The organism is Stenotrophomonas sp. YJH_SMC_27 (assembly GCF_059369815.1).
In genome coordinates this window covers 59,603-74,388 of record NZ_JCAFTA010000007.1, presented here as the reverse complement: position 1 = coordinate 74,388, position 14,786 = coordinate 59,603, and the positions used below count along the sequence as shown (strand labels likewise).

General features: G+C 65.6%; 15 protein-coding genes. 7 read left to right on the top strand and 8 right to left on the bottom strand.

All coding sequences use genetic code 11. The annotated features are described in order from the left end of the window. Window positions 1–59 precede the first annotated feature (59 nt). A complete protein-coding gene (locus tag AC5P7R_RS11925; protein WP_005409292.1) occupies window positions 60–1,268 on the top strand; it encodes an acetyl-CoA C-acyltransferase in 1,209 nt (402 codons plus the stop codon). Window positions 1,269–1,763: 495 nt separating this feature from the next. On the opposite strand, the gene galU is transcribed toward AC5P7R_RS11925, so the two are convergent. From galU to cmk, 8 genes are all read right to left on the bottom strand, one after another. After that, window positions 1,764–2,642 carry a UTP--glucose-1-phosphate uridylyltransferase GalU gene (gene galU, locus AC5P7R_RS11920; protein ID WP_021204148.1) on the bottom strand — a complete coding sequence of 293 codons (879 nt, stop codon included), beginning with the start codon at window positions 2,640–2,642 and terminating at the stop codon, window positions 1,764–1,766. Next, window positions 2,639–4,552 carry a polysaccharide biosynthesis protein gene (locus tag AC5P7R_RS11915; RefSeq protein ID WP_019661302.1) on the bottom strand — a complete coding sequence of 638 codons (1,914 nt, stop codon included), beginning with the start codon at window positions 4,550–4,552 and terminating at the stop codon, window positions 2,639–2,641. Before AC5P7R_RS11915 ends, galU begins: the two co-directional genes overlap by 4 nt. 3 nt (window positions 4,553–4,555) lie before the next feature. Next, the gene (locus AC5P7R_RS11910; protein WP_021204149.1) at window positions 4,556–5,545 is read right to left on the bottom strand and encodes an MraY family glycosyltransferase; all 990 of its coding nucleotides are present in this window, start codon (window positions 5,543–5,545) and stop codon (window positions 4,556–4,558) included. Window positions 5,546–5,548: 3 nt separating this feature from the next. Beyond that, a complete protein-coding gene (gene lapB / locus AC5P7R_RS11905) occupies window positions 5,549–6,727 on the bottom strand; it encodes a lipopolysaccharide assembly protein LapB (protein WP_019661300.1) in 1,179 nt (392 codons plus the stop codon). A 6-nt stretch (window positions 6,728–6,733) separates the two neighbouring features. Further along, a complete protein-coding gene (locus AC5P7R_RS11900) occupies window positions 6,734–7,018 on the bottom strand; it encodes a LapA family protein (protein WP_019661299.1) in 285 nt (94 codons plus the stop codon). 77 nt (window positions 7,019–7,095) lie between these two features. After that, a complete protein-coding gene (locus AC5P7R_RS11895; RefSeq protein ID WP_005409286.1) occupies window positions 7,096–7,401 on the bottom strand; it encodes an integration host factor subunit beta in 306 nt (101 codons plus the stop codon). A gap of 87 nt (window positions 7,402–7,488) precedes the next feature. After that, window positions 7,489–9,174 (bottom strand): 30S ribosomal protein S1, encoded by a 1,686-nt coding sequence (rpsA, locus tag AC5P7R_RS11890; RefSeq protein WP_005416230.1) that lies wholly within the window; start codon window positions 9,172–9,174, stop codon window positions 7,489–7,491. A gap of 198 nt (window positions 9,175–9,372) precedes the next feature. Further along, on the bottom strand, window positions 9,373–10,050 hold the full coding sequence (gene cmk, locus AC5P7R_RS11885; RefSeq protein ID WP_019661298.1) for a (d)CMP kinase: 678 nt from the start codon (window positions 10,048–10,050) through the stop codon (window positions 9,373–9,375). Window positions 10,051–10,247: 197 nt separating this feature from the next. Here cmk and ykgO point away from each other — a divergent pair, with 197 nt between their 5' ends. The 6 genes from ykgO to AC5P7R_RS11855 all read left to right on the top strand — a co-directional run bounded on the left by ykgO (window position 10,248) and on the right by AC5P7R_RS11855 (window position 14,746). Then, a complete protein-coding gene (ykgO, locus tag AC5P7R_RS11880) occupies window positions 10,248–10,373 on the top strand; it encodes a type B 50S ribosomal protein L36 (RefSeq protein WP_005409283.1) in 126 nt (41 codons plus the stop codon). Window positions 10,374–10,548: 175 nt separating this feature from the next. Further along, window positions 10,549–10,848, top strand: coding sequence for a hypothetical protein (locus AC5P7R_RS11875; protein WP_227837998.1), 300 nt, complete (start codon window positions 10,549–10,551; stop codon window positions 10,846–10,848). A 39-nt stretch (window positions 10,849–10,887) separates the two neighbouring features. Then, window positions 10,888–11,925 carry an agmatine deiminase family protein gene (locus AC5P7R_RS11870; RefSeq protein WP_019661297.1) on the top strand — a complete coding sequence of 346 codons (1,038 nt, stop codon included), beginning with the start codon at window positions 10,888–10,890 and terminating at the stop codon, window positions 11,923–11,925. A 164-nt stretch (window positions 11,926–12,089) separates the two neighbouring features. Next, the gene (locus tag AC5P7R_RS11865) at window positions 12,090–12,977 is read left to right on the top strand and encodes a carbon-nitrogen hydrolase (protein ID WP_005409280.1); all 888 of its coding nucleotides are present in this window, start codon (window positions 12,090–12,092) and stop codon (window positions 12,975–12,977) included. A 13-nt stretch (window positions 12,978–12,990) separates the two neighbouring features. Beyond that, window positions 12,991–13,521 (top strand): GNAT family N-acetyltransferase, encoded by a 531-nt coding sequence (locus AC5P7R_RS11860; protein ID WP_021204152.1) that lies wholly within the window; start codon window positions 12,991–12,993, stop codon window positions 13,519–13,521. Between the two features lie 4 nt (window positions 13,522–13,525). Continuing rightward, window positions 13,526–14,746 carry a TraB/GumN family protein gene (locus AC5P7R_RS11855; RefSeq protein WP_111104631.1) on the top strand — a complete coding sequence of 407 codons (1,221 nt, stop codon included), beginning with the start codon at window positions 13,526–13,528 and terminating at the stop codon, window positions 14,744–14,746. Window positions 14,747–14,786: the final 40 nt, after the last annotated feature.

The following is a 14,786-nucleotide window of genomic DNA, read 5'->3' as shown; positions in this document are numbered from 1 at the left end:
TCCGGTGGGTGCCGGCCGTTGGTCGGCACTCCGGCTAAAAAATTCAAGAGATCACTGCAATGACCAAGCAAATCCAGGACGCCTACATCGTCGCCGCCACCCGCACCCCGGTTGGCAAGGCGCCCAAGGGCATGTTCCGCAACACCCGCCCCGACGACATGCTTGCGCACGTGCTGCGCAGCGTCGTCGCGCAGGCCCCGGGCGTGGACGTCAACCGCATCGATGACGCGATCATCGGCTGCGCCATGCCCGAAGCCGAGCAGGGCATGAACGTGGCGCGCATCGGCGTCCTGCTGGCTGGCCTGCCAAACACCATCGCCGCGCAGACCGTGAACCGCTTCTGCTCCTCCGGCCTGCAGGCCGTGGCGCAGGCCGCCGACGCGATCCGCCTGGGCAACGCCGACCTGATGCTGGCCGGTGGCACCGAGTCGATGTCGATGGTGCCGATGATGGGCAACAAGATCGCCATGGCGCCGAGCGTGTTCGACAACGACCACGTGGCCATCGCCTACGGCATGGGCATCACTGCCGAGAAGGTCGCCGAAGAGTGGAAGGTCTCGCGTGAAGACCAGGACGCCTTCGCCCTCGCCTCGCACCAGAAGGCCATGGCCGCGATCCAGAACGGCGAGTTCAAGGACGAGATCAGCCCGTACGAGATCGTCTCGCACCTGCCGGACCTGGCCGACGGCCAGCGCATCATCACCCGCAACAAGATCGCCGACACCGACGAAGGCCCCCGCCCGGACTCCTCGGCCGAAGGCCTGGCCAAGCTGCGCCCGGTGTTCCGCAACGGCCAGTTCGGCGGCACCGTCACCGCCGGTAACTCGTCGCAGATGAGCGATGGCGCCGGTGCCGTGCTGCTGGCCTCGGAACAGGCGATCAAGGACTACGGCCTGACCCCGCTGGCCCGTTTCGTCAGCTTCTCGGTGGCCGGGGTGCGCCCGGAAGTGATGGGCATCGGCCCGATCGCCGCGATCCCGAAGGCACTGAAGCAGGCGGGCCTGACCCAGGACCAGCTGGACTGGATTGAACTGAACGAAGCGTTCGCCGCGCAGTCGCTGGCGGTGATCCGCGATTGCGGCCTGGACCCGAGCAAGGTCAACCCGCTGGGCGGCGCGATTGCCTTGGGCCACCCGCTGGGTGCAACCGGCGCGATCCGTACCGCAACCCTGCTGCACGGCCTGCGTCGTCGCCAGCAGAAGTACGGCATGGTGACCATGTGCATCGGCACCGGCATGGGCGCGGCGGGTATTTTCGAGGCGCTGTAAGGTTCAAAGCGTTGCCGGCGGACGTTTCGGTTTGCTGGGGGGCCCGGGTGGGTGAGGCTGCCCGGGACACGCCGTAAACCCGTCCCTGGGGGCTCGATGGCGCCATCCATGGCGCCAACGGTCCCGGTCAGCCTCACCCACCCGCGCCATCCATCATTCCGCGCGGCGGAGGGGTGAGCAAAGGCAGGGCAAGAGCTGGGGTCAGAGCCCTTTGCTACGCAAAGGGATCCGACCCCGACTCGACGCTCGCGGAAACAAAAAAGGCAGCCATCGGCTGCCTTTTTGCTTTTGCTCTTGCCCTTGATTCCGCCCTTCCCGTCCGCGCCCGCAGGAAACCTGACAGGCGGGGCGGGTGGGCCTTTGGCACGACCGTTCGCCGCATGAATGCGGCGACCGAGCCCCCATGGACGGGTTTACGGCGTGTCCTGCAAAGGCCCACCCGTCCCGCCCATCACGTATCGATCAAGGCGCTGCACGGAGCGCTTGATAGAACCCTTATTCCGCCAGCATCGCCGCCAGCTTCTCCCGCGCCGGGCCGGCCAGCTTCGGGTTGTCCAGCGCGAAACGGATCGTCGCTTCGACCAGCCCCAGGTGCGTGCCGCAGTCGAAGCGCGTGCCCTCGAAACGATAGGCATCGACCTCTTCGGTCTTCAGCAGCTGCGCGATCGCGTCGGTCAGCTGGATCTCACCGCCGGCGCCGCTGCCGGTATTTTCCAGCAGCTCGAAGATCTTCGGGCTCAGCACGTAGCGGCCGACCACGGCCAGGTCGCTCGGCGCGTCCTCCGGCTTCGGCTTCTCCACGATCTGCGAAATGCGCCCCTTGCGGCCATCGAAGGCCTCGGTTGCGACGATGCCATAGCTGGCGGTCTTGTCGTGCGGCACATCTTCAACGGCGATGACGCTGGCGCCACTGGCTTCGTTCAGATCGGCCATCTGCTTCAGCGCGCCGTCGCCGCGGTTCCAGATCAGGTCGTCCGGCAGCAGCACTGCAAACGGCTCGTCACCGATCACGGCCTTTGCACACAGCACCGCATGGCCCAGGCCCAGAGCCTCGGCCTGGGTCACAAAGATCGCACGCACGCCGTTGGGAAGCACGTGGCGGATCATCTCCAGCTGTTCCTGCTTGCCGGCGCGCTCGAGCTTCTGCTCCAGCTCGTAAGCCTTGTCGAAGTAGTCGGCCACGGCATGCTTGTAGCGGTTGGTGATGAACACCAGCGTGTCGCAACCAGCTTCGATTGCCTCATCGACCGCGTACTGGATCAGCGGACGATCAATGATCGGCAACATTTCCTTCGGAACCGTCTTGGTTGCCGGCAAGAAGCGCGTCCCGAGCCCTGCCACTGGAAAAACTGCCTTGCGAATTCGCTTGCTCATTGGTGCCTGTTGGCCTCACGTGCCGGAAAGGGCACGACTTTAGCGGATGAAATGTAAGCATCCTGTTCGATTGGCGAGAACTCCGGCATTGTCGCGAACAGGATCTCCTGGATGCTGGTGGTGTCGTAACCAGCCACGGCATCGCGCAGGCGCGGAACATTGCCCAGCACCAGGTCACGTGAGAACGCGCGCACACCGGCCTCGAGAATCTTCGGGTGCGCGGTGGAACGATAGTCCTCGTCCGAATAGAACAGCGTCTCGTGCAGCTTCTCGCCCGGACGCAGCCCGGTGTAGATGATCGGAATGTCCTTGTACGGCTGCTTGCCGGCCAGGCGGATCATCTGCTCGGCCAGTACGCGGATCGGCACCGGCTCGCCCATGTCGAGGGTATAGATCGCACCGTGCGACGCCGAGGCGGCGGCCTGCAGGATCAGCTGGCAGGCCTCCGGGATGGTCATGAAGTAGCGGCTGACTTCCGGGTCGGTGACGGTCACCGGCCCACCCCGCAGGATCTGTTCGCGGAACAGTGGCACCACGCTGCCGGCCGAGGCCAGCACGTTGCCGAAGCGCACCGTGACGAAACGGGTATGCGTGGACTTCTGGTCCAGGCTCTGGCAGATCATTTCCGCATAGCGCTTGCTGGCGCCCAGCGCATTGACCGGGTCGACGGCCTTGTCGGTGGAAATGAACACGAAGTGCTCGACGCGCGCTTCCAGGCAGGCGCGGGCCACGTTCTCTGTGGCCAGGATGTTGTTGCGCACCGCCTCGCGCAGCTGTCGCTCCAGCACCGGTACATGCTTGTAGGCGGCGGCATGGAAGGCGGTGTCGACGGGATGCAGCGACAGCGCATGGCGGATCACCGCCGGGTCGCCGCAATCGCCCAGCACTGCTTCAACCTCGACGTCCGGGAAGCTGCGTCGCAGCTCACCCTCGATGGTCAGCAACAGCAGCTCGCTGATCTCCAGCAGGATGATGCGACCGGCACCGTGACGCGCGCACTGGCGGCACAGCTCGGAGCCGATCGAACCGCCAGCGCCGGTGACCATCACCGTACGCCCGCCCAACCAGCCACGGATCAGGTTCCAGTCCGGCATGATCGGCTTGCGGCCGAGCAGATCCTCGATCGCCACTTCCTTCAACTGCCCCGGCAGCGACTGGCCCTGCAGGATGTCGCTGAGCTTGGGCACGGTGCGGAACGGCACGCCGGTGCTTTCGCAGATGGCCACGATCCGCTGCATGCCTGCGGCGTCCAGCGAGGGGATGGCGATCACCAGCAGCTTGGCCGCCGTCTCACGGACCACGGTCGGCGCATCGTCCAGGGTGCCGAGGATCGGCAGGCCCTGCAGCTTGGCACCGCGCAGGTGCGGCGCATCGTCCAGCAGGCCGACCGGCTCGAAATTGCCTGAACGGCGCAGGTCACGGACCAGGGTCTCGGCGGCCTGGCCGGCACCCAGGATCAGCACGCGACGCGCGGATGAGTCCGACTGCAGCGCTTGGTAGTCCTTCCAGGCCCGGTACAGCAGGCGCGGCGCGCCCAGCAGCGCCGACAGCGCGAACGGATAGATCACCAGCACCGACATCGGCACGCCATCGAAGCGCTTCCACATCAGCACCAGCACGATGGCCACCATGCCGATGAAGCTGGCCTTGAAGATGTTCAGCAGGTCGCTGACGCTGGCGAACCGCCACAGCCCCCGATAGAGGCCCACGCGCCAGAACACCAGGCCCTGCAGCAGCAGCACCAGCGTGGTGTCGACGTTCCAGAGAGGGAGCTCGGGGGCGTTGGCCAGGATCGAGTACCGCCCTGCGTGCAGCAGCTGCCAGCATGCCCAGACCATGAACAGGTCGTGGCAGACGATGGCCGAACGCGGCATCAGGCCGAGGATTCTGTCCCGCCAGGGTGAAGCCATAAGTCAGGTATTTCCTTTTCGGTGGCGCAATCCATTGCGCAGGAGGAGCCAGAGGACGCTCAGCGCAATGAACCACGCGATCGCCACGGCAGCCTCCCACCTCGGCTGCAAGTTGGAGCAGACATTAAGCACTGTAATACTGAACAGGCCCAAAGCAAAGTACATCCCTGTTACCCGGGCGTGACTGGCTCCTGCCTGCACCGCGCGCTGGTAGACATGCTGGGTATGGGGTTCCATCCAGCGTTGTCCTGAAATGATGCGCGCCAGCAGTGTGAAGCCCGCGTCCACAAGGAACGGCGATGCCGACACAAGCAGCAGTATCCAGTTGATGTCGGTCTTGACACTGGCCAGTGCCAGCACCGCCGCAACCGCATAACCCAGCGCGCCACTTCCGACATCGCCCATGAAGATCCGGGCCCGTGGGAAGTTGAACGGCAGGAAGCCCAGGCACGCCAGGCCCAACGCGATGGCCGCCAGCGAGTACGGCCAGGGCAGCAACGGCGCCAGCCCCAGGGCCACCACAACGGCCTGGCTGGCCGCGATGCCGTTGATCCCATCCATGAAATTCCAGATGTTGATCAGAGAGGCAGTGAACAGCAGGACCAACACGGCCAGCAGCCAGCTGCCACCATGCACCCTGACCAGCGCGGCCAGCAGCGCGGCGGCGATGAAATGCACCATCAGGCGGCGCATGGCCGGAAGCGGCCGATGGTCATCCCACCAGCCGATACCCGCCACCAGCGCCAGGCCAAGGGCGGCCACGAGCAGGCTCGGAAGCGCTGCGGGCCAGGCCCACATGGCAACACCGGCGGTCACCAGCAGGCTGATGACGATGGCGATGCCGCCACCTCGAGGGGTCGCTACGCTGTGACTGCGGCGCTCGCCCGGCTGGTCAAACAGTTGCCGGCGCAGCGCATAGCCCCGCGCCGCCCAGGTCAGTGCCGCACTCAGCAGGGCCAGGCCCAGCAGCGCGCCCATCACGAGCCACGGCATGGATCAGAGCACCGCGTAATTCAACAGCGGCTTGACCGTACCCCACTCCTTGCAGCTCGGGCACTGCCAGTGATGGGTGCGCGCCCCGAAACCACAGCGGGTGCAGCGATAGGCCGGGTTGCGTACCAGCAACTGGTCGGTGATGTGCTTGAGGTCGTGCAGGGTCGCCGTGGAATCAGCGCCTTCAGCAAGGGTCAGGTCGATCAGCGCGGACTCGCCACGCACCGACGGGCGGTCCTTGAGCTGGCGGCCCAGATAGGCACGGGCCGGGGCCACGCCCTCCTGCTCTTCCATCAGGCGGGTCAGCGCCAGCACCGGGGCAATGCCACGGTAATGCTCGGTCATCTCCGACAGGAAAGCGCGCGCGCCTGCCAGATCACCCACCTTGCGGTAGTTCTGCATCAGCGCCGGCAGCAGCTCCGGCAGGTACTCCGGATCATTGCGCGCAGCACGCTCGAACGCGCGTACGGCCGCTTCCGGATTGCCCGCGTCGGTTTCCAGGCGCCCTTCGATGATGCCGGCACGCACCGACATCGCATCGGCCTGGTAGGCCCGGGCGATCGCCGCCCTCGCCTCTTCCAGCTTGCCGGCACCGCGGAAGCGTTCGGCCAGTTCGCACTCGAACTGCCCGATCAGCTTGCCCATCGGCTCGCCGGTAACGTCCTCGAAACGGGTCGCGTTGTCGATCGCCTTTTCCCAGTCACGCTCGGCCTGGTAGATGCCGATCAGGTGCTTGAGTGCCTGCGGGGCACGCTGGTCCAGCTGCGCCAGTTCGGTGAACACGGTCTCGGCGCGGTCCAGCAGGCCGGACTTCATGTAGTCCTCGCCCAGCGCCAGCAGCGCCTGCACGCGTTGCGCATCGCTGAGGTCGTGCCGGTTGACCAGGCCCTGGTGCAGGCGGATGGCGCGATCGACTTCGCCGCGGCGGCGGAACAGGTGGCCCAGCGCGACCTGGGTCTCGAAGGTTTCCTTGTCCAGCTCGGCGATGTGCAGGAACAGCTCGATGGCCTTGTCCGGCTGCTCGTTGAGCAGGTAGTTCAGGCCACGGAAGTAGGTGCTGGACAGGCGGCTGACCTGGTTGTCACCGTGGCGTTGACCACCACGCCGTCCGATCACCCACCCGGCCAGTGCGGCCAGCGGAACGAACAGGAAGAACCAGAACCACTCGGTGACGAAATCCATCTTCGATCAGCGTCCATCAAAAGATTGAGGGGAGGCAACCGGTGCCGGCGTGGCGGCAGCGGACTTGTTGGCGCGGCGCAGCTGGCTGTAGAGCGGAATGACCACGCTCACCAGCACCAGGCCAGCACCAACGATGACGCCGATCAGCAACGCGGCAATGATGGCCACGCCGACCGAGGTCTTGAGCTGGGTGAACAGCAGGTTGATGGTCATCTCGTCCATGTTCATGGCACCGATGATCAACCCAACAATGAGTACCGCCAGCAGGACCAGCAGACGAAAAACCTTCATGCGACAGCTCCAGTGGCAGGAGTCCGTAGCTTATCCGACTCGCGGCTGGATTCGCACGCGGTGGCGCGACGGGAGGCTCAGGCCGGATCGGCGTCCAGCGGCAGCACACTGCTGACACGCTCGCGCAGTTCCTTGCCCGGCTTGAAATGTGGGACGTGCTTGCCCGGCAGGGCAACCGACTCGCCGGTCTTCGGGTTGCGACCCAGGCGCGGCGGCCGATAGTGCAGCGAGAAGCTGCCAAAACCACGAATTTCGATGCGATCCCCGGCGGACAGCGATCCGCCCATCATTTCCAGCAACGACTTCACCGCCAGATCGACATCATCGGCCTTCAGGTGCGCCTGGCGGCGCGCAAGGATTTCGATCAGTTCGGATTTGGTCATTACCGGCTCACATCAGGGGTATCTCAGCCTGAAACGGCCCGGGCAAGGCCCGGGCCGTCCAGGAAACAACGAACAGCCTAAGGCCGATTACTCGGACTTGTTGCCGTTCAGCTGTGCACGCAGCAGTGCGCCCAGCTGGGTGGTGCCACTGGAAGCCGAAGAGGACTGGTATTCCTCCAGCACTTCGCGCATTTCCGCGTCGTCCTTGGCCTTGATCGACAGCTGCAGGGTACGGCCCTTGCGGTCCATGCCCACGAACTTGGCTTCGACCTTGTCGCCGACCTTCAGGTGCTGGGTGGCGTCGTCAACGCGCTCGTTGGCGATGTCGCGGGCCGAGACGTAACCTTCGATGCCGTCAGCCAGCTCGATGATCGCGCCCTTGGCGTCGACTTCCTTCACCACGCCTTCGACCTTGGAGCCCTTCGGATTGGCAGCCATGTACTGGCCGAACGGATCCTGCTCCAGCTGCTTCACGCCCAGGGAGATGCGCTCGCGCTCCGGATCGACAGCCAGGACGACGGCGTCCAGGGTATCGCCCTTCTTGAAGTTGCGAACGACGTCTTCGCCGGTGGTGTTCCAGCTGATGTCGGACAGGTGGACCAGGCCGTCGATGCCGCCGTCCAGGCCGATGAAGATGCCGAAGTCGGTGATCGACTTGATCTGGCCCGACACCTTGTCACCCTTCTTGTGGGTGGCAGCGAAGGTTTCCCACGGGTTGGCGGCAACCTGCTTCATGCCCAGCGAGATGCGGCGACGCTCTTCATCGACGTCCAGCACCATCACTTCGACTTCATCACCAACCTGCACAACCTTCGACGGGTTGACGTTCTTGTTGGTCCAATCCATCTCCGAGACGTGCACCAGGCCTTCGACGCCCGGCTCGATCTCAACGAACGCACCGTAATCGGTGACGTTGGAGACCTTGCCGAAGACGCGGCTGTTGGCCGGGTAACGACGGCCGATGTTGTCCCACGGATCCTCGCCCAGCTGCTTCAGGCCCAGCGAAACGCGGTTGCGCTCGCGGTCGAACTTCAGCACGCGAACGTCCAGCTCGTCGCCAACGTTCACGACTTCCGACGGGTGACGCACGCGCTTCCACGCCATGTCGGTGATGTGCAGCAGGCCGTCGATACCGCCCAGGTCCACGAACGCGCCGTAATCGGTCAGGTTCTTGACGACACCCTTCAGGATCGCGCCTTCCTGCAGCTTGTCCATCAGCTGCTCGCGCTCTTCCGAGTGCTCGCTTTCGACGACAGCGCGGCGCGAGACCACGACGTTGTTACGCTTGCGGTCCAGCTTGATGAGCTTGAACTCGAGCTCCTTGCCTTCCAGGTAGGCCGGATCGCGCACCGGGCGCACATCGACCAGGGAACCCGGCAGGAAGGCGCGGACATCCTTGATGTCCACGGTGAAACCACCCTTGACCTTGCCGCTGATGCGGCCGGTGATGGTTTCGTTCTTTTCCAACGCTTCTTCCAGCTCGTCCCACACCATCGCGCGCTTGGCCTTCTCGCGCGACAGGACGGTTTCGCCGAAGCCGTTCTCGATCGAGTCGAGGGCGACCTTGACGATGTCGCCTTCGGCGACGTCGATTTCGCCAGCGTCGTTACGGAACTGTTCGATCGGCACGATGCCTTCGGACTTCAGGCCAGCGTTGATCACCACGACGTCGCCGCGGACTTCAACAACGGTACCGCTGACGATGGCGCCCGGCTTCAGCTTGGCCAGGTTGGCCTGGCTGGCTTCAAACAGTTCGGCAAATGATTCGGTCATTAGATTTACTCTGTTGGACACATGGGTCGGTGGCGTCCCCTTCAGGGGAATGGCGACCGCCCGCCTGTTGGTCGACCCCGGAAACGCAGGTCGTGTGTAGTAGGAAAACCGCCACGCATCAGTGCGCGACGGAGCGGGTACAGCACTGCTTTGCGCGACCACTGCCGATGCGGCTGGCAGTGCTCCCGCGCGAACGGATCAGGCAGCCGGAACCGGAAGCAGATCCATCACTCGGGCAACGACATCATCGATGCCGATGCCTGTGGTGTCGATGAGGACAGCATCGTCTGCCGGCTTCAGGGGCGCCACGGTACGCTGGGCATCACGGGCGTCGCGGGCCATGATCTCGCGCAGGAGGTCATCAAAGTTAACAGAAACCCCCTTGTCTTTCAACTGCTTATGCCGGCGCTCGGCGCGCTCCTCGGCGCTGGCGGTCAGGAAGACCTTGTGGGGGGCATCCGGGAAGATCACCGTGCCCATGTCGCGGCCGTCGGCGACCAGGCCCGGCAGCTCCCTGAATGCGCGCTGCCGCTCCTTCAGGGCGGCCCGGACCTCGGGGATGGCGGCGATGGCAGAGGCCAGGGCGCCGGTGGTCTCCAGGCGCAGCTCGTCGGTGGCATCGGTGCCGTTGACCATGACCCGCATGGCATCGCCCTGCTCGACAAACTGAACATGGGTATCGAAGGTGCAGCGCACCAGCGCCGAGGCGTCGGAGGTGTCGATGTCGGCCCAGCTTGCGGCCACGCCCACCGCCCGGTACAGCGCACCCGAATCCAGGTAATGCCAGCCCATGCGGCGCGCGATGATGCGGCTGATGGTACCCTTGCCGGCCCCGGATGGGCCGTCGATGGTCAGGACGGGAGCGAGTGGATTCATGGGGGTCCCAGAGCGTGTGAAGGGGTCATTCTAGCCCCTGCCAGACGCCCCCAGCGGGGTCTTTTGTGCAACCACTTGAAACCACGAGGAAAAGCCCGGTAGAATGGCGGGCTTGAACGAGCGTCAACTGCCGATTGTCTTTCGCATATCGCGGCCACGCTCCACCCGAACAACTACTGTTTACGCCGAGGTATGCCATGAAAGTCCTGTCCTCCCTGAAGTCGGCGAAGGCCCGTCACCGCGACTGCAAGGTCGTCCGTCGTCGCGGCAAGATCTTCGTCATCTGCAAGTCGAACCCGCGTTTCAAGGCGCGTCAGCGCTAAGCCTCACAGCCTTCCGGCTGCGGCTGGCCCTACGCGGGGCCGACCCGATGCAAGAAACCGCCTTCGGGCGGTTTTTTGTTTATGCGGCTTTTTCCTGCCGTTTTTGCTGTAATCGCCTTTCTTGACCACTGGGGAGTAGATCGAGATGAAGCGTTACCTGTCCGCCCTGGCCGTGATGGCCACCCTGGCCGCCGCCACGCCGGCGCTGGCCGATACCCTGCTTGTCGACCGCGCCCGCGAGAAGCCGGCCGGTGCCCTGCCCGTGCGCGGCCAGAGCATGCAGCAGGTGCAGGCGCAGTTCGGCGCGCCGAGCGAGCAGCTGCAGCCGCGTGGCGGGCAGAAGCGGCAATGGCCGACCATCAACCGCTGGGTGTACCCGCAGTTCACCGTCTACTTCGAGAAGCAGAAGGTGATCGACGTGGTGGCCAACCAGGCGGACCCGAACGAAATCGGCCCGAAACCGCCGATCCGCTGATCCCCTTACCCGCCGTGGGCGGGCCTGTGTAGCGAGACCATGAACCAGACCCTTCGTTTTCCTGCCGAGTGGGAAGCCCAGAGCGGCGTCCTGATTGCCTGGCCCACCGCCGATACCGACTGGGCTGACCGCCTGGGCCAGGTGGAAGAGACCTACATCGCCCTGGTCGCGGCCATCACCCGCTTCCAGCCGGTGTTGATCTGCGTGGCCGACGACGATGTGGAGACCTACGCCGAGATGCGGCTGCGCTCCAACCGCATCGACATGGACAAGGTCCACTTCACCACGGCGGCCTACGACGATACCTGGCTGCGTGACTCCGGCCCGATCACCCTGCGCCGTGCCGACGGCGGTTTCCAGCTGCTGGATTTCCGCTTCACCGGCTGGGGCGGCAAGTTCGACGCCACCCTGGATGACCAGCTGGTGGGCGTGCTGGACCAGGCCGGCGTGTTCAACGACGCGCCGGTGCGCAGCATCCCGTTCGCGCTGGAAGGCGGCGGCATCGAGACCGATGGCGAAGGCACCCTGTTGACCACCTGGAAGTGCCTGCACGAGCGCCACCCGGACCGCGACCGTGCAAGCCTGAGCGCCGACCTGGCCAACTGGCTGCAGCAGGACCGCGTGCTGTGGCTGGACCACGGCTACCTGGAAGGCGACGACACCGACGCCCACATCGACACCCTGGCCCGTTTCGCCTCGCCTGACAGCATCGTCTACCAGGCCTGCGACGACGCGAGCGACTCGCACTACGCCGAACTGCAGGCGATGGGCAACGAACTGGCCGCGCTGCGTACCAAGGATGGGAAGCCGTACCGCCTGTTCCCGCTGCCGTGGGCACAGCCGGTGATCGACGAAGGCCGCCGCCTGGCGGCGTCGTACGCCAATTACCTGATCATCAACGGCGCGGTGCTGATGCCGGCCTACGGCGATCCGGCTGATGACCTGGCCCGCGACGTGCTGGCCCAGGCCCATCCGGGCCGCGAGATCGTGCAGGTGCCCTGCCGCTCGCTGATCTGGCAGAACGGCAGCCTGCACTGCATCACCATGCAGCTGCCGGAAGGGCTGTTGAAGGCATAAGCCGGACCGGTAGCGCCGGGCCAAGCCCGGCGAGCGCAGCGACGACCTGAAAATCCGCCGGGCATGGCCCGGCGCTACCGTGTGCGGACGCCATTCAGCGCGCAACACGCTGCGGCCGCCCATCCGCGCTAACATGCAGGTTTTCTCCCGCAGGAACGCCCCGCATGAACTCGCGCAGCCCCCTTACCGTCGCCCTGATCCAGGAGCGCAACCACGGTGACGCCGCCGCCAACCTGGCGGTGATCGAAGCACGCGTGGCCGAGGCGGCTGCGCAGGGTGCCAAGCTGGTGCTGCTGCAGGAACTGCACAACGGTCCGTACTTCTGCCAGCACGAGTCGGTGGACGAGTTCGACCTGGCCGAGCCGATTCCCGGACCGAGCACCGAGCGCCTGGGCGCGCTGGCCAAGAAGCATGGCGTGGTGCTGGTCGGCTCGCTGTTCGAGCGCCGCGCCGCCGGCCTGTACCACAACACTGCAGTGGTGTTCGAAAAGGACGGCACCCTGCTCGGCAAGTACCGCAAGATGCACATCCCGGACGACCCGGGCTTCTACGAGAAGTTCTACTTCACCCCGGGCGACATCGGCTTCAAGCCGATCGATACGTCGGTGGGCCGCCTGGGCGTGCTGGTGTGCTGGGACCAGTGGTACCCGGAAGCGGCACGCCTGATGGCGCTGGCCGGCGCCGAGCTGCTGCTGTACCCGACCGCGATCGGCTGGGACCCGGACGACGTGCAGGACGAGAAGACCCGCCAGCGCGACGCCTGGGTGCTGAGCCACCGCGGCCATGCCGTGGCCAACGGCCTGCCGGTGCTGAGCTGCAACCGCGTCGGCCACGAAGCCTCGCCGCTGGGTGCCTCGGGCATCCAGTTCTGGGGCAACAGCCACGTGCTCGGCCCGCAGGGCGAGTTCCTGGCCGAGGCCGGCACGGACGCCACCGTGCTGCTGTGCGATGTCGACCTGCAGCGCAGCGAGCACGTGCGCCGCATCTGGCCGTTCCTGCGCGACCGTCGCATCGACGCGTACGGTGACCTGCTCAAGCGCTACATCGACTGAGCCGGAGCCGCGCATGGCCGTCCTCATCCGTGATGCCGGCCCGGCCGACATCGACGCGATCACCGCGATCTATGCGGTGGAAGTGACCGACTTCGTCAACACCTACGAGTACGACATTCCGGACGCGACCGAGATGCTGCGCCGCATGCGCGACATTGTCGATCGCGGCTTTCCCTACTTGGTCGCCGAAATCGACGGCCAGGTGGCCGGCTACGCCTACGCCAACACCTACCGCACCCGCATTGCCTACCAGTGGACCGTGGAGAACTCGGTCTACGTCGATGCCGCGTTCCAGGGCAAGGGCGTCGGCACCAGCCTGCTGCAGGCCCTGATCGATGCCTGCGTGGCGCGTGGCTACCGGCAGATGGTGGCCGTGATCGGCGAACCGACCAACACCGCCTCGATCAAGCTGCACGAACGCTTCGGCTTCGAGCTGGTGGGCGTGTTCCGTGGCCTCGGCCGCAAGCATGGCCGCTGGCTGGACACCGTGCAGATGCAGCGCGCGCTCGGCGATGGCGCCGAAACCGCACCTTTCAATGAATGAACCCATGACCGAAACCCTTCCCGAGACCGGCGACGATCTGTTCGCCGGCCAGCCGGTGCGCGTCGTCGAACGCGACGGCGTGCGCTACACCCTGCTGGGCACCGCCCACGTTTCGCGCGCCAGCGTCGAAGCAGTGGAGAAAGCCATCGACAGCGGCCGCTTCGATGCCGTTGCCGTTGAACTGGACCCGCAGCGCCTGCAGGCGCTGAGCGACCCGGATACGCTGGCCAAGCTCGACCTGGTCGAGGTGATCCGCAAGGGCCGCGTCGCCCTGTTCGCCGCCAACCTGGCCCTGTCCGCCTACCAGCGCCGCTTGGCCGAACAGCTCGACATCGAGCCCGGTGCCGAGCTGAAGCGCGCGGTGGACCTGGCGCGCGAGCGCAACCTGCCGGTGCACCTGATCGACCGCGAGGTCGGCCTGACCTTCCGTCGTGCGTCGCAACGGCTGGGCTTCTTCGGCAAGCTGAAGCTGGTTGCCGGGCTGGGCGCGGGCCTGTTCTCGTCGGAAGAAGTGGGCGAGAACGAGATCGAGAAGCTCAAGCAGGGCGACATGCTGGAGTCGAGCTTTGGCGAGTTCGCCAGCGAGAGCCCGGCACTGTACGAGACCATCATCGGCGAGCGCGACCGCTACATGGCCACGCGCCTGCGCGAGGAACACGACCCGCAGCAGCGTGAAGTGCTGGCGGTTGTCGGTGCGGGTCATCTGGCAGGCCTGGCGCGTTACCTGGAAACCGACACCGAGGCACCGGCACCGCTGCGCGCCGAGCTGGAGGCGGTACCGAAGAAGCGCAACATTCCGTGGTTCACGCTGGGCATCCTGGCCATCGTGGCGACCGGCATCGGCGTGGGCTTCTACCGCGGCGGGCTGGGCGTGGGTACCGAACTGCTGGCGACTTGGGCGATGTTTACCGGCGGCTTGGCGGGCCTGGGCTGCCTGCTGGCAGGCGGTCACCCGCTGAGCATCCTCACCGCGATCGCGGTGGCCCCGTTCAAGCCGTTCCGCCTGAGCATCCCGACCGGCGCATTCTCGGCCTTGGTGGAAGCGCGCCTGCGCAAGCCGGCGTACGAAGACTTCCTCAAGCTGCGCGACGACGCGCAGAGCCTGAAGGGCTGGTACCGCAATCGGGTCACGCGCGTGGTGCTGACGTTCATGCTGACCAACATCGGCAGCATGCTCGGCCTGTGGCTGACCACGTTCAAGGTGTGGGGCAAGGTGGCGGGGTAACGTCCCGCCACACGTAGCTATACTCCGCATTTAAGGAAGG

Excerpts from the sequence above, each read along its gene's own strand:
- AC5P7R_RS11915 (WP_019661302.1), bottom strand. The coding sequence starts at position 4,552 with ATGGCTTCACCCTGGCGGGACAGAATCCTCGGCCTGATGCCGCGTTCG.
- galU (WP_021204148.1), bottom strand. The coding sequence starts at position 2,642 with ATGAGCAAGCGAATTCGCAAGGCAGTTTTTCCAGTGGCAGGGCTCGGG.
- AC5P7R_RS11910 (WP_021204149.1), bottom strand. The coding sequence starts at position 5,545 with ATGCCGTGGCTCGTGATGGGCGCGCTGCTGGGCCTGGCCCTGCTGAGT.
- AC5P7R_RS11875 (WP_227837998.1), top strand. The coding sequence starts at position 10,549 with ATGGCCACCCTGGCCGCCGCCACGCCGGCGCTGGCCGATACCCTGCTT.
- ykgO (WP_005409283.1), top strand. The coding sequence starts at position 10,248 with ATGAAAGTCCTGTCCTCCCTGAAGTCGGCGAAGGCCCGTCACCGCGAC.
- AC5P7R_RS11895 (WP_005409286.1), bottom strand. The coding sequence starts at position 7,401 with ATGACCAAATCCGAACTGATCGAAATCCTTGCGCGCCGCCAGGCGCAC.
- rpsA (WP_005416230.1), bottom strand. The coding sequence starts at position 9,174 with ATGACCGAATCATTTGCCGAACTGTTTGAAGCCAGCCAGGCCAACCTG.
- cmk (WP_019661298.1), bottom strand. The coding sequence starts at position 10,050 with ATGAATCCACTCGCTCCCGTCCTGACCATCGACGGCCCATCCGGGGCC.
- AC5P7R_RS11865 (WP_005409280.1), top strand. The coding sequence starts at position 12,090 with ATGAACTCGCGCAGCCCCCTTACCGTCGCCCTGATCCAGGAGCGCAAC.
- AC5P7R_RS11860 (WP_021204152.1), top strand. The coding sequence starts at position 12,991 with ATGGCCGTCCTCATCCGTGATGCCGGCCCGGCCGACATCGACGCGATC.
- lapB (WP_019661300.1), bottom strand. The coding sequence starts at position 6,727 with ATGGATTTCGTCACCGAGTGGTTCTGGTTCTTCCTGTTCGTTCCGCTG.
- AC5P7R_RS11925 (WP_005409292.1), top strand. The coding sequence starts at position 60 with ATGACCAAGCAAATCCAGGACGCCTACATCGTCGCCGCCACCCGCACC.
- AC5P7R_RS11855 (WP_111104631.1), top strand. The coding sequence starts at position 13,526 with ATGACCGAAACCCTTCCCGAGACCGGCGACGATCTGTTCGCCGGCCAG.
- AC5P7R_RS11870 (WP_019661297.1), top strand. The coding sequence starts at position 10,888 with ATGAACCAGACCCTTCGTTTTCCTGCCGAGTGGGAAGCCCAGAGCGGC.
- AC5P7R_RS11900 (WP_019661299.1), bottom strand. The coding sequence starts at position 7,018 with ATGAAGGTTTTTCGTCTGCTGGTCCTGCTGGCGGTACTCATTGTTGGG.